The organism is Streptococcus oralis, assembly GCF_016028255.1.
Classification (GTDB): Bacteria; Bacillota; Bacilli; order Lactobacillales; family Streptococcaceae; genus Streptococcus; species Streptococcus oralis_AC.
Genome location: NZ_CP065707.1, coordinates 1,074,637 through 1,090,783, shown reverse-complemented (window position 1 = coordinate 1,090,783; position 16,147 = coordinate 1,074,637). Strand labels below are relative to the sequence as shown.

General features: G+C 40.9%; 3 protein-coding genes and 2 pseudogenes. All 5 read right to left on the bottom strand.

Features of this window, described 5'->3' with window-relative positions; genetic code table 11:
• Window positions 1-3 precede the first annotated feature (3 nt).
• Entirely contained in the window at window positions 4-2,493 is a 2,490-nt protein-coding gene (locus I6G42_RS05265) for a bifunctional DnaQ family exonuclease/ATP-dependent helicase (RefSeq protein ID WP_038805631.1), read from the bottom strand.
• 208 nt (window positions 2,494-2,701) lie between these two features.
• Window positions 2,702-3,553 (bottom strand): NAD(P)H-hydrate dehydratase, encoded by an 852-nt coding sequence (locus tag I6G42_RS05260; RefSeq protein ID WP_038804988.1) that lies wholly within the window; start codon window positions 3,551-3,553, stop codon window positions 2,702-2,704.
• Window positions 3,554-3,679: 126 nt separating this feature from the next.
• Window positions 3,680-8,305, bottom strand: a pseudogene (locus tag I6G42_RS05255) (SIALI-17 repeat-containing surface protein); the annotation flags it as partial.
• Window positions 8,306-8,626: 321 nt separating this feature from the next.
• Window positions 8,627-8,692, bottom strand: a pseudogene (locus tag I6G42_RS10050) (YSIRK-type signal peptide-containing protein); the annotation flags it as partial.
• Between the two features lie 165 nt (window positions 8,693-8,857).
• On the bottom strand, window positions 8,858-16,021 hold the full coding sequence (locus tag I6G42_RS05250; protein WP_038804986.1) for an SIALI-17 repeat-containing surface protein: 7,164 nt from the start codon (window positions 16,019-16,021) through the stop codon (window positions 8,858-8,860).
• Between the last annotated feature and the right edge of the window lie 126 nt (window positions 16,022-16,147).

Sequence of the window (16,147 nt, the reverse complement as noted above, 5' to 3'; positions counted from 1 at the left end):
TTTTTACCTTTTCTCTTTCTGGGATTTTTCTTTCATTCTATTGCGACGGGATTGGAGAAAATCTGCTACTGCAGACTCTAGCTGATCTCTAGCCAGAACCCGAACCGTTCTTTCTTTTGACAAGGTTTGGGCGATTTGTTTGCCATAGCGCTTGCTGACGACACGACTGTCTAAGATTACAGCAACCGAACCTTGGTCAGGCCGTCTAACCGTACGACCAAGGGCTTGTTTTAGCCGAATAATAGCCATCGGCAACTGATAATCATAAAAGGGATTTTTTCCTTCTCGACGTAGTTCTTGGTTTAATTTTTTGGTTAAAGGTTCTTGCGGATTTTGGAAAGGCAATCTCGGAATCACTTGAATCACGCAAGGATGGGTTGAAAAATCAACTCCTTCCCAGAAACTACCTGTTCCAAGCAAGATCTGACGTTCACCTTTTTCAAAACGTTTTTTCAGTTGGCTTGGTTCTCCATTTTTATATTGAGCTAGATGAGGTTGGTCTAGCAGGTCCGAAACTGCCAGTAACATCTCTTTTGAGGTAAACAAAACCAATAAGGGTTCTTGAAAGGCTTGTAAACTTCGAATGACAGAAGCCACTTCACTAGCGTAATCAAAAGACGAAACTTCTGTCACAAGAGGAAAGTCATCGATTAGAAAGACTTCTTGTTGCTCCTGCTTTGCTACATCAAGCTTAACAAGTGGAGCATCTGGAAATCCCAGTAAATCTGCTAAGGAAACCCGATTGCTGATTTCAAGAGTGGCAGATACTCCTAGGAGCCTACAATCTTCTGGCAATAAGTCTGCTAGTATAAAGCGACCGTTTTTGCTTGAACAAATCAGGACATCCTTACTAGATTTCTCTGCTGGAGCAAGCCAAAATTCACGATCCGCCGTAAAAAAGTTTGCAAGCTCTCTATACTCTGGGAGAACTAGCTCCGAAAAATGTTGGCGCAACTGTTCGAGAGAATCCAACCACTTTCCATTCTTAAGACTTGACTGATACTGGTCCATCAAGTAACGACATTCAAAACCAATACTCTCAAGCAAACGTTTCTGAATCAAATCTTCCTCTGTCTCCAAGGACTTTTCAATTTGAGTAACAAGATCCTCAAGGCGATAAGCCTGTTGGGCTAGATTTTCAAGAGCTAACAGCATTTTTTGAGCTTCATCCAAGATCAGCAAACGGTTGTCGACAAACTCGGGATTGTCTTCCAAACGAGTGACCAGATAGGCATGATTGGTCAGAAGAACACGACTGGTAGTGGCCTTGTCCTGCCCTCGTTTCCAAAAATCCTCTGTAGCAAATAAACTTTTCTTTGAAAGCTTGCCGTCGTGGACTAGTTCAGGCAGAAAGTGCTGATAGCGATAAAGTTGCCCGATTTCGTCCAAGTCACCAGTCTCTGTCTCCGTAAGCCAGATGAGCAGTTGCATTTTAAAGCGTGTAAAAAGGCGATTGGACTCAGATCGATGGAGAACTCGGTGAAAGGCATCCAGTTTTATATAATTTTGAGGACCCTTGAGACTATGAATCTCCAGATGGAAAACCTCTTTTAAACGCTGACCTTCTTCTTGCATAATCTGATTTTGAAGAATTTTGGTTGGAACACTCACTAAAATCCTTGTATCACTCTTCAAATTCAAAGCTGGAAGGAGATAGCCGTAAGTCTTGCCCAGTCCCGTTTGAGCTTGGATAAAGGAAGTCTGGTGCTCTTCCAATAATCGCTCAACCTTCTCAGCAAATTCCAACTGTTGCGGACGCTCCTCCAGTCCCAATAAGGAAATGTTTTTAGCAAAATCTTTGGATAACTTTCGTGGGACTAAGCCTTTGCTTTCCTTTCTGAGGAAAAGTCCATGAAGCTCCATCAAGTCCGGTAAAGACAAGAGAGATTGTTGCTGATAGACCTCCTCAATCACCAGATAACTTTCATAGAGAAGGTTGTCTGCAAGGTTTAATAAGCTTTCTAAGAGCCCTTTTGGTAACTCAAAAAGTTTTTGACGCATGTAAAGCAAGAGTTCTGCTGTTGCCTGAGCATCTGACAGGGCAGTATGGGCATGTTCCAGCTCAATGCCCAACTCTTGACAAAGGATTCCTAAGTTATACTTTTCAAACTGAGGATACAGAACTTGAGCAAGCTCAACTGTATCCACCCGCGGTGTGCGCAATTCATATCCTTCAAAAAAGAGAAATTCTGCAAGAAGGTTGGCATCAAACTGTACATTGTGCGCAACAAAAATACCGTCCTTAACCAATTCAAAAATTTTTCCAGCCACCTGAGAAAACTCTGGCGCTGCAGCCAAACGCTGATCGGTCAGACCTGTTAATTCTTTGATATGAGAATCCAAGGGTTCGTGGGGATTGACATCAGTCGCATACTGATCGATGATTTCACCATTCTCAATCACCACAATGCCTACTTGAATAATTTTTGCCTTGCTTCCGGTGCTGGTCGCCTCTAAATCAACGACCACATACCGATCATTTCTCGCATTCATCATTAAAAATTATATCAAAAAAAGCATGATTTGACACCCCTCAACTTTGATAACAATCTCGCTTTTCTTTTGAGTTTGAGTAAAAATCAAGACCTTAAAAGTGAGAATTCCTCGTAAGTTCAGCAGTTGGTTGCTGGTTTTGAGGTATTTAAAAATCTTACCAGAAAAATAAATCAGCTGTAAAAACATAAAAAAGGCAATTAATATTTCAATTGCCTTTTTGGGATATTTTTTTCATTATTTTTGGAATTTCACAGCTAATCTGACTTGGTAAAACCACATAGTGTTCTTGGGCTAGTTCTTGGGCAATAGCTGAGTGCAGATGAGTCGCTACTACTACGCATTCATAGAGATTGACATGTGAAAACTGACCTGCAAAACCTGCAATCATCCCAGCCAAAGTATCTCCCATCCCACCAGTTGCTTGATAGGGGCCTCCAACCTGTAATTGATAGTATTCAGGTTTGCCAGCCTGCCAGATACGAGTCGCTGGACCTTTCTCCACCAAAATTGTTCCTTGAGGAAAGGAAGTCAGGGCACTAGCCGTTGCAGATTCGTTTTGCTTTTCAATCACAATACCAGACAGTCTTTCCCATTCCTTTTGGTGGGGAGTTAGGATGAGCTGACTAGGAGGTATAGACAAATGAGCTTTTGCTAAGATGCCCAAAGCACCTCCATCTACAATCAAAATCTGATTTTGGCTTAAATTAACAAAGACTTGTTTTACTAGATATTCTCCAAAAGCATCGTCCCGTAAACCAGGCCCCACTAAGACAACTTCTGCCTTCTCCAATTGCTCTTTCAACAATTGCTGGTCTTGAAGAGAAAAGGCCATAGCTTCAGGTAAATGGCTGTGCAGAGCTGGGATATTCTCCTTATCCGTCCCGACAGTCACCAAACCAGCCCCACTTTTAACAGCTGCAATGGCTGACATGATAATAGCTCCCCCATAAGGATAGGTCCCTCCCAGTAAGAGCAGACGACCGTAATCTCCCTTATGACTGTGATGAGAACGTTCCACAATGACTTTTTCTAGTAAAGTTTGATCAATCACCTTCATCGTTATTTTCCTCTCTATTCATTATACTATAAAGTCTATACACCTTGCATCTTGAACATAAATCTATTCGTTCATATAGAAAAAGAGGGGACAAAGCCCCTCTACGAAATATCTCTTTTTTCAAAGTCAATTAATTTCTTTTTTACTTTTTGAGACAAAGATAGCAGATAGAGCTAGTCCAACACTTGCCAAGAAAATAGCTGTTTCTGACTGTTTCTCACCAGTTTCTGGCAATCTCTTGTCTTCTTTGGCAATTTGAACTGGTGCTCCTGAAGTCTGAGTTTTTTCTAACGAACTTAGCTTGAACTCTGGTTTCTCTACTGTCGGTGCTGCCTGGTCGCCTACTGTTGATAAGGGAACTGTGTAAGCTGGGAGCTCATGTTTCAAGGCCATAACGGAGTTGACTCCGCCCTGGAACTCTGGTTTTTCTACTGTAGGTGCGGATTGGTCACCTACTGTTGATAATGGGCCTGTGTACTCTGGAAGCTCATGTACCAAGGCTTCAACTGCATTGACACCACCTTGGAACTCAGGTTTCTCTACCATTGGAGCAGCTTGGTCACCTACTGTTGCTAGCAGGCCTGTGTATTCTGGCAATTCATGCACTAGAGCCATCACTGCATTGACACCACCTGTGAACTCAGGAACTTCAAGCACGGGTGCTGGTTCATCACCCTTGCTTGATTGAACCGATTCTTCTGTCAATTCTTGATAGAAGCTCGCCAATTCATAAAACTCAGCCTTGCCACCTTCCCAGACTAATTTGACATCTAGAAGAGAGCCACCATTTCGGATAGCGAAGGTTTGGAGACTAGATGTAATTGCACCGAGGTCTGTCCAACTGTCTTGACCATCCTTGAGTGTTCTAGCAAGAACACGTGCCTTAGCTCCTTCAGGAAGACTGGAAACGAGACGAAGGTGGTTGGCATTGGTTGGCTCAGATAAGTGATACACCAATTCGCCCTTCTCTTTTTCAGACTTGTAGCTGGTCAAGACTTTGCCGTCTACAAGATTATTGTAAAGATTGCCTTGGCTTTCTCCACCGTTTCCTTCTACCGTTGGATCATTGATTGGTTTGACAAATTCGCCATCATTGATGACCAATTCTGTAAAGCCTACAAACCGGGCATCATAGTCTGCAGTATAGAGGACACGGAGATAGTTAGCTTTGACTGGTGTCGTCAATTCACCTTCGATGTAGCGATTTCCTGGCATCTTAGAATCATGTGTTCAACCATCTGTCAGTGAATCATCGTGTTGGCTATTAGCCACACCATCTCCTACTGTCACAACATCTGTCCAAGTTTTACCGTCTTGGCTGACTTGAATCTTACCATCACGAAGGTAGTTTTGAGTTCCGTCTTGGATGTAGGCTCTAATCTTCTTGATAGTGCGTTCGCTACCAAGTTTCAAGGTCACATGACCATCTTTATGGGCATAGTCTGAAAACTCAACGAAGTTGTTATAAACACCGTCAAATAGTTGATCTAGGTTGTTCAGTTTACGAACATCATTGCTTCCGTATGTTGGATGAATGCCCATAGTTGTAGATTCTAGTTTGGTTGGTTGTACTTCTTTGGTTGTCACAAGGAGAGAAGTGGCTGTCACAGCTTGTTCCTGATCCGTTTTGTTGACCAGACGAACATAACGTACCAAGTGGGTTGCCACAGTTCTGTCTGTCAACTGGCTGGCTGGTGTCCATTCTTGTGCATTTGCAGAATACTCTAGGCTAAGAGCAGGGTTGGCTGAGCCTTGGAGCTGGATGCTCTTGATCTGATGGATACGGTCAAGCTTCATACCTAGATAGCTATGAGCAGGGAGTTTGGTTCCAGCTGGAATTTGAAGCTCGTAACTGCCCAAGCTATCCACTACTGGCGTTTCCTTCAAGGATTCCACGTTGGTGTCTGTTAAGTCAAGATTTGGACTATCGACATCTACTGTAAATTCCGCAATTCTCCACCACTTATTTAAGGTTTGTGTATTGCGAATGCGAACAAAACGAGTTGTAAATTCTTGCACAATATCAGAAGTTCGTTGCCCTGATAAATTTTGAAGCGTTGTCCAATTTGTACCATCTGCAGAATATTCGATGACACCAGATGCTAGTTTGTCTCGTTCCCCTTGCATCAGATGAACTCGTTTTACTTTGTGCAGTCCACCTAAGTCCATTTGTACCCAGGCTTGCGCTGGTGTGACATTGGTCTGATCAACATGTGCCATCATGGATTCTGTGTTTTCTCGACCATCTTGCATCTGAACAACACTTGTTCCATATTTGTAAACAAGGTTTGGACTTAAACTAATAGTGCCCCTAACCTTCTTACTACCCAATTCTAGGGGTCTGTTAACAGCAATTTCACGCATGGCAAGCCAAGCATTATCCTTCTTAGCTGTTGCTATCATACGAACAGCTTGAGCTGTGATATCGAGGTCATTAAATTCCAGAATACGTTCTCTACCAGTATAAGCGGGGCTCGTTATGGCTACCCATTCTCCATGTTCATTTTGATATTCAACAAGAGCATTACTAAAGGTATAATTATCGGCCGTATTAGTACCCGTAGCGAAACCTAATTTGTGTATTTTAATTGCCTTATTAAAGCGCAAGCCTACATAATCGCCTCTCTCAATCACAATGGTTGTTTTGGCAATCACATGTGTATCAAAGTCACCATCTGTGACTTCTTTCAATCCGCCTTCTATTCCAGCACGATTCGTAATAAATGTTGTCACAAATTTATCTGGATTCAACATTGCTTGGATATGTAAGGCTAAGTATTCTTTGAGATTATTGATAAATGGTCGAATATGTTGGACACCAAATTCTGCGTATTCATAATGGTCAACGTAAAAGAAGGCATACTTAACTGACTGGTCATAATGTTTGACTCCGGCCTGATAATACTCCCACACCTTGGCATCATTCTTTTCAGTAAGACCTTCTGTAGCTGTTAGGAAAGCTTCAAGCGCGTTCATTTGATCTACTGTATTCTCTAACCAATAGTGAATTTGTTCGATTAATTTCTGATCACCTTTTTCTTTAAGTAATAGAGCATTGGCTTTCAAACCAGCAAAAATTTCCCTCAACTCTTTTCTTTCAGTATCCAGATTTTGACCAGATTTGAGTTTATTATAGAATTCTGTCAATTTTGGAGCCAATTCTACAGACTCTTCTAATTTAGTGACATGGGGAGGTCTATTTTGATTGCGCATGTGTTTTCCGAGTTCTCGAAAAGCCTTCGAAACACTGCTTTCTTCAAAATGATCATTAACTACATAGTTAAAGGCCATATCGTTGATTTGTTCTGCTTCTTCTACACTTCTCCATTGTTTCCATCCATACTGAGCCATATCAAAAAGTGCCACTTTAGATGCTTCAGATTGTTGCATTGGATTTAGCATAATTCCTTGTGCAAGTGATAAATCAACATTTGGATGTAAGAATTTTTCACCACCTCCAAGAATTAGGTGGGGTTTTGTATTATCATTACATGGCCAGTTAATCCAGAACTGAATTGGACGGTAAGTCTTACCACCTTCTGTTAAATTTTTCTTTAAGTTCGTTAAGAATGTTTGGTCAACAGCCCCCCAGACCTTTCCACCAGTAAGAGTTAAATGGACATTTTCAGGAAGATGTTCATTCAAGGTTCGAAGTTCAGCTTCAGTTCCTTGCCCCATGTACCAGGCAGGAACAAAAATCATATCTTTACGGAGACCACTGTATGTTGTTTGTTTTTCAGTCAACCAATTTGTGATATCCTTCATCAAGCGAACATAACTATGGTAACCACCAACTGGGCTTGGTGCATCATCTGCAAGCACACCAAATTCACGCACTCCCACGTCCAACAACTGAGTAAACTTAGCCTTTATGGTTGCAAGATCAGCCTGGTAATGCGCTTCATTGCCAAAGCGGATACGATTGTTCATAAATGGATGGATGGTCCAAACATAACGTGTTTTCGTTTGATTACCGACACGTGCAAGTTCTCGGATTTCAGCCAGTTTTTCTTCTGGGTAAAGTTCACGCCATTTCTTATTGTGGTATGGATCATCTTTTGGTGCGAAATAGTATTGAGTTAACTTCAATTCACTTCCATAACGCATCAATTCTTTACGATTTTCATTAGACCATGGATTTCCATAGTAACCTTCGATAAACCCACGGTTCTTGATTTCAGCGTAATCTTCCACTGTCACATTGCGAAGGACTGGCACTTGACTTTCCTTGAGCATATGTTTCAAGGTTGTCAAACCATAAAAGACCGCATCTGTGTCTTTTCCGACGATGGAGATAGAGTTGTCCTTGATGGTCAGAGCATAAGCATCAATTTTGTCAAAGAGACCCGCGGAAACCTTGGACAAGTTTTGTTCTGCTTGTGAACCTTGTCCATGCACTCCAAGATAGATATTAGTTGCGCCAGAAACGGCCGTTTTACTAGTTTTGTAAGATACTTGATTGTCCTGCAAAACGCTCTTCAAGCGATTGCGAGTATAGATATCGAGTTGATCGCCCATTACCAGATTGACTTGCTTACGAAGGGCTGTGACACCTTCTCCATAAGTCACTTTTTGTGGAGTTGGAAAGACCTTGTACTCTTTTTTGAGATAGTCTGAGCTCTTGCTGGCAGCTTCAATACTGGCTTCGCTAGCTGGTTTGCTTGCCGTAAATTGATTGGCCAATTCAACTGTTCCATCACCTGTTTGCTCTACTTTTGGAGTTTCAGGTGTAATTGGTTGACTAGGTTTAGCGATTTCTTTATCATTTTGTCCTCCACTCATGGCTTCAGACGGCTTTGTTTCATTCTCTGGAATTCCAGGTGCTTCAGCTGGTTTAAGATTATTTGTCGAATCAGTAGAACCAATCGTTCCTGTAGTTTCTCCATTTCCAACTGTCGAGCTAGCTTCCTTCCCAGCATTTTCTTCTGCTTTCTTCAAAACTGCTGCAAGTTCATCAGGTAACTTTTCCAATGGCTGAGCTTGAGTTATAGTTCCCTCTTTATCTCCTACACTACCTGTTTCTGCTGCCTCTACTAAATTAACACCAAAGATACTGGCACCAATCATAATAGAAGCTACTCCAATAGCGAATTTACGAATACTGTAATGACAACGTTTATTGAAAAAATTTTTATCCATCTTTATCTTATCTCCTTTCATCCAAACACGAAAGTAAACGATTCCATTTTTACTAGTAAAGACGGAGAGGCCTAATCGGTCCTCTCCATCTCTTCAACTCATTTATCGATGTGATTTTTTATCATCGACCAAGCTATACCAATAGGATAGCATTAGACGCACAAACTAATCCTCTTTTCGTTTTGCAGTTAACAGGGCTGCTGACAAGGCCAAGCTAACACCTGCCAAGAAAATGGCTGTTTCAGATTCTCCCTCACCTGTTTCTGGTAATCTATTTTGCTCTTCTTTTACTACTGAAACATTTGGTTTTATAGTCTGGTCATGAGCTAATAGCTCTACTGGATAATCTGGTTTTTCAAGAACAGGCGCTTCCTCATTTCCTACCGTGGCTAGAACACCATGATACTCTGGAAGTTTATGTTCTAGAGCCATTACAGCATTAACGCCACCCTTAAATTCAGGTTTCTCAACGCTTGGTGCCGCTTGATCTCCTACAGTAGCAAGAGTTCCTGTGTATTCTGGAACTTCGTTTACTGCTGCTTCTACAAAGTTAGCACCTCCTTTGAATTCTGGAACTTCATTGACTGCTGCTTCTACAAAGTTAGCACCTCCTTTGAATTCTGGAACTTCATTGACTGGAGCTGGCTCCTCGCCTTTACTACTTGAAATAGATGCTTTCACTCCTACTTCAACAATGCGATCCTGAGCCTTTCTTTCTTCAGAATGAACAAGATTTCTAGTAGTACCCAAAACTTGAATATAATCAACTTTTTCTCCATCTTGTCCTTCAGAAACGATACGACGTTGACCTTGAGCAAGTTCAGGGTTTTCACGAATAACTTCTTTAAACGGAAGCGGAGTCTTTTCAATTTCCAAACTTGGAGTTTCTGCTACTAAGTTCTTAACGCCTTCTGTCGGTGTTGTTTGGAAGGTAGACTTAAAGTGTAAACGATATTCTTTCACTAGATTTCCATCTTTGGAAACAAGACGAACTAGTGTTGGAAGATTGGCATTTCCAGAATCCACAACTGTAACAACTCCATGTCCACTAGTTGTTGCAGTGACTTTTGGTTTTGAACCCATTGTTGTTAGAGTATAATCTGTCACATTTGGATCAAAGTTTTCCAATGCTTTTCCGTCGATCGAAATAGTCGCTGATGGTGTTTCCACTTCTGATCCCTTGCCTGCAGAGTAGGCTGTAAATTCTACAAGTGCAAGACCATTGGTGGTAGCCTTACGAGTCATGCGCGCACGAATAGCTGTCGTTTGAACCGGTTCAAAGTTAAACTCGATTGGTTTACCAGCTACTAATTCTCCAGAAGCTTTGTAAGAAATTGGTGCCCAATTTTCTGCCTTGTTAAATGGATGATCGGCATTTTCTTCGTAACGAGAAATCGTACTTGGTTCTGTAAAAGCAGGACCAATATATCTTTCTAGAACCATTTTCTCTGGAGCATCTGTGCCACTATCTTTAAAGAACTGAATGGCTACTTTCCCAATAGATTGAGAAGCAATTTTTCCATCCTTCTTAAAGAGTAATCCAACAGAAGTTTCTTGATTTTTCGGAGTACGAGACCAGTTTGTCCAACGTCCATCTTCATTGTATTTTCCATCATTGATATAGAAAATTCGATCATGTGAAGCTGCTTGAGTATCGTTCGTTGTCGAAGCAAAGGCTTTAGAATCAGTTTCATTGTTGCTTGGATTTTCTGAAATGACTTGATTGCCTTTAGAAACAACTGTCACCTGCATTTTAGTCGTTAGATTTGTACCAATGACATGACCGGTAACTTCAAATGTTCCCTCATGCTCTGTCGCATGTTCAGGAATAGCATCCCACTTCACTGCAAGTTTATCTGTAGTCCAATTAGTTGAAGTTGGATAATAAACACTTACTTCTGAAGGAAGTTGAAGATTGTCTCCAACATTCAAGATTTTAGCACTGTTTTCTGCAGCAAGAGGTTGACTAGTTTCTCTCTCATCATTGCGGAAAATTCGATATTCTTTCAACACCGTACCATCTTCTGCTTTCAAGATGAGACGTGTTGCACCTTTTGGACTTGTTGCAGGAACAACTGTTACCAAACCATTATTGCTAGCTGTTGCTGTGATTTCTTTGCTAGATTGAGGAATATAGTAATCTGTCTTAGATGGATTAAAATGTTCAAGATCCTTGCCATCTACCTTGATAGAAATCTCTGAACTTGTTTCACTTAAGACCTTGTTTCCAAGCACAGTTAGCTCTGTCAGACCAACACCTGATGTTCCATCTGCTTTCTTCATACGAATACGAACAGCGTAGGTTTCGACCTTGTCAAATGTGAAGTGATTGGTTTGAGTTGCAGACAGCTGACTTGGAGCATGTAAGTTTTCAACTGCTTTCCAATTGTCTGGATTATTAAATGGATGATTGCTATCTCGTTGCGCATGACTGACATCACTTGGTAAATCTGGAATTTCTTTACCTACATAATATTCAACTACATATTCTTTTGGAAGACCAATTGCTCCATCAGTATAGAAATCAACCGACAAATTGTTGACAAAACGCTTCGTCAAGTCTCCTGAATTACCAAATAAGATAGAAGCCCAGTCATTATCAGTATTTGTTCTCCAAGTAGTCCATCTATTTTTAGCATCTGATGGCGTTCTTGATACAGTCAAATCGTTCAAGGTGTTGGCTGTGTCATCTCCTCCTGTATTGGATACAATGGCAGCTGGTAATTGTGAACCTGTCCATTGTTTAGAGATATTATTTCCAGCAACCACTTGACTAGACACTCGAACATGAGCTTTAGTTGTCAGATTGCTACCTACTAAACGACCATTGATTTCATAGACCCCTTCAGTTTGACTAAAGTTGGCTGGAACCTGATCCCAAACAACATCTTTATAGATAGTTGTTCCGTTAGAATGGTAAGCCCGAACATTAGCTGGCAATTGAACCGTCTCACCCTTAGGTACTGTGAGACTGATTTCCTCTGCAACTTGCAATCCTTCAACCGTTACAGTCGCTTGAGCTTCAATATCTGTGCCTTCCACATGTCCTTTAAGCGTAAAGCTATGATAGTGCCCCAACTCTTTTTCATCTACCTTATCCCAAGCTACAGATACTTTGCGTGGCAAGCCCTTATCAAATTCTGCTCCAACTTCTTTAGGTAGATTCGGTTGCTGATTGATATCTGTAGAAACAGACACAGGATGAAGTTTCACAATCTTCTTGCTGACTTTATTTTCTTTAATCACCACTTCAGTGGTTACAGATTCTGTTTTCTCTGTTTGATTATCGATTCGAGGTGTCAAAGTCACTCTTCCCTTAGTATAGAGCAATAGATTCTGACCATTCACCTCAAGATGTCCCCCATCAGATGATTTAGCTTCTAAGTGAATATCTGAAGCCGAAAACTCTGTTTGTGAACCATCCTCATAACGACCAATGACGTGATAAGTTAATACTTGATCTTCAGTGGCAGTTTCTTTTCCTTCTACAACCACTTCCAAACGTTTCAAAGCAGGAGCTTCCTTCACAAACTGAATTAAGTAAGTTTGAACCAAGTCACCCTTTTGGTCACTCAAGAAGACAGAAGCCTGATAACCATTATCAGCAGAAGCTTGCTGAACAGTTACTTGATATCCGGTAGTCTGAGCTCCAACACTTGGAATAGTTGCAGTGTAAGGAAGGGATACACGGTAATAGGTCTTGCCAGACTCAAAATTCTCAAGAGCTTTATCCCCAACAGTAAGTCCTGTAATGCTACTTGTTGTTTCCTTACTACTTGCGATAAAGGTTGCAGTCACTTCACGGTCGTCATCTACCAATTTACCAGTAGCCTCCGTACGTCCACCTTCCTTGTTCAAAGCAGCAGGGTCTTTCAAAGTCCAAGAAACAACATCAGTATCAATCAAGCTACCATCTGTCAGAACAGCTGTGACCGTTTTATCCAAATCAGCCGCATTCGTTCCAACTGGAACTGTAGCAACTTTTGGTAACCATCTATCTAAAGCAATCACTTTAACAAGTGCCTCAGCTTTAGTTTCCAAACCTTCTACACGTCCAGATACTTTTTTCTCACCTGCGCTTGTAAGCAAGTCAGATGGCATTTCCCAAGTTACAGTCTTTTCCTCAACACTACCGTCACTATAAATAGCTGTTACTGTTTGAGGTAATTCAGGATTTGTCGTCACATCAGTTGTTGCTTTTACAGGAGCAAAGGCTACAAAGTGACGATTTTCTTTCTTACCAGACACCGTTGCGACCGTTGCGCTATCAGATGTCAAACCAGCAGAATCTGCATAAAGAGTAAATTTACCTTCTTTTTCTGTTGATTTTACAATGACAACCCCTTTACCATTGAAAGCACGTCTTTGCCATGTTCCATCTGCTTGAGCTTTGTAGCGTTCACGACTAGCTTGTTCTCCATTATCCACACCAACGATTTGTCCCTGACCATGAAGATTGAAATGAACAAGATTGTTAGCTGTAGGAACCACATTACCATCGCCATCAACAATTTCATAATGGATGTAGGATAGGTCCTTTCCATCTGCAGTGATAACATGCTCTTCTTTAGTCAGACGAACTCTTGCTGGCTCCCCAGCAGTTGTCACACTATCACGCGCAATTTCATTCCCATTTTCATCTCGAGCAATCGCAGTCAGTGTACCTGGTTGGTATTTCACAAGCCACTCAAGATACAATTCACTTGGTTTAGCCCCCTCATGATATGGACGTCCATCTTCTGTCGTTTTCTTAGTAAATTCCTTTTTACCAAGTGACTCTCCATTTAAGAACAATTCGACGCTTGCAGCATTTGAGAAGGTACGAACCGGAACCTTTCCATTAACCAGCATCTTGCGTTCCTTAAGGGTCTCTTCAGTCCAGTTCCAATGTGGTAAAATGCGAACAGTTGGCTTTTCTTTAGCACTATACCATTCACTACGGTAAAGGTAGAAATCATTCTTTGGTAAACCAGCCGTATCGATGATACCAAAGTAAGAACTTTTTACAGGTGTATTATCTTGGTTATGCCATGGAGTTGGTTCACCGATATAGTCAATTCCTGTCCAGATAAATTGTCCAGCATAGCCAGCACGATCACGGTCAAAAGTCCATGATTCAGTAGCTGTTCTTCCCCATCCAACACGGTCATTACCATAGTCAGATTGTTCATAGTGACGATTTGGACGATTGTCATGTCCAAGGATTTGAGCAGGGTTATAATAAGAATCACGCGTCCTAGTAGCTGAAGAAGTTTCAGAACCATAAATGAGCCAGTCTGGATGCGCTCTACGAACAGCATCATAATTACGTTCACCATAGTTCATACCGACAGCATCCATAATTTCTGCGAGTTTCAAGAAATCACCTGTCGCCGCACGACTAAATTTGTTTTCCCCCATGGTTACATAACGCTCAGTATCAATCGCTTTGATAACTGCCTTCAAGCGTTTAGCAGTTTCGATAGAACGAGGACTACCATTTGCCTCCTCTACCTCATTTCCAAGAGACCACATGACGATAGAGGGATTGTTCTTATCACGTTCTACCATTGTTCTGAGATCAAAATCAGACCACTTCTCACCCTTCTTAGCCTCCGGATGAGTTGCATCTTGATCAAAGAACCGTCCATAGTCGTAAGTCTTCTTGCCACCATACCAAGTATCAAAAGCTTCCTCTTGAACCAAAAGACCTAAACTAGCTGCAGCATCAAGCAACTGAGGACTCGCTGGATTGTGGGTTGTTCGAATAGAGTTAACCCCCATATCTTTCAAGAGTTTTAATTTACGATAGGTAGCCTTATAATTCTCTTCTGCCCCCAAGGCTCCATTGTCATGGTGAATACTTACTCCGTGGAATTTCATGCGTTCACCATTCAGAGAGAAACCTTCCTTAGCAGTCCAATTGAAATAACGGTAACCAAATGTATCTTCTGTTACATCAACTAGTTGACCTTCTTTATAAACCTTTGTTTTCAACACATACAGTTGAGGATGATAACTTTTTGTCGTCCAAAGAGTTGGTTTATTAACTAGGATTGTTTGTCTGAAATCTGCAGTTTCATTTTCTGCTAAATTCTTCGTTTCAGAGCGGACTAATTCTGAAACAACCTTACCTTCCTTAGTAAAAATTTGTTGTTCCACAAAGACTTTAGCAGCCTTCTTATCCGTATTTTTAATCTTACTTTGAACCTGTGTTTCAACATTCCCTTCTTTTTGCTCAGCAAGTTTTGGAGTAGTGATATGATTACCATTTTCGGCAACATGGACTTTATCACGATAACTAAGGGTTACATCACGATAAATCCCACTTCCTGAATACCAACGACTACTTGGTTGCTTATTGGTCACTTGAACAGTAATTGAATTTTCACTACCATCCTTGTTTAAAAATTCTGTGATATCATATGAAAAATGATTATAGCCACTTGGATAATGTCCGACAAATTTACCATTTACATAGACCTTTGAATCCATGTAAACCCCATCAAAATTGATACGAACATCCTTATTCTTGTCTGCTTCGTCTAATGTGAAAGTCTTACGATACCAAGCTGTTCCACCATTTAACTGCCCACCTTCATTACGAGCGGGAGACTTGTGATCAAAGTCAAAATAAATACTCCAATCATGAGGAAGATTCAATTTAGACCAATCATGAACATCCACATCTTTTTTTGAAAAATCTCCTTGGGCATTTAGTTTAAAATACCAATCTTTATTAAAATCTTGTTTTCGTTCCGATAATAGCTGTTTTTCCTTTTCAACTTCGGCTTTGTTTGACTCTCTAGACAGCACTTGCGATTTTTCAGAAGAAGGTTTAATCTCTGTGTCTGCTTTCACTTGGTCCTTTTCAGAAGTTTTTTTAGAATCCTCTTTCACTTCTGTTCCAGCTGTTACTGCAGATTCAACAGGCTTTGGATTTGCCTCTTCAGATTTCTGTTTGTTATCAGCCTTGTTTCCTTCTTCTACTTTATTTGGAGTTTCCCCTTTAGGACTAACCAATTCACGACTACTCTCGTTAGTAGGTGTAGTAGGTTCTGTATCCTTAGTCACTTTGTCTTCTGCCGATTCAGCTTTTGGTTTTACAAACTCACGCCCACCATTCTCATCAGCCTTTGCAATAGCAGCTGCCACATCATCGGGAAGCTTATCTAAAGGTTGAGCTTGATGAACAGTTGTTTCTTCTGTTTTAGCATTGGATGAAGCCACCTCCTCAGCTTGTACAGCAGAAATACCAAATATACTAGCCCCAATCATTACAGATGCCGCACCTATTGCAAATTTACGAATGCTATAATGACAACGTTTATCAAAAAGTCTTTTGTTCATTAAAATCCTCATTTCTTTTTCTTGATACAAAGTAAGCGTTTACTTTATTTTAAAAAATAACCTCCTTCTGAATACACAAACAAGTACCAAGTTTTATAATATATTTTATATATTAAATATATCAAA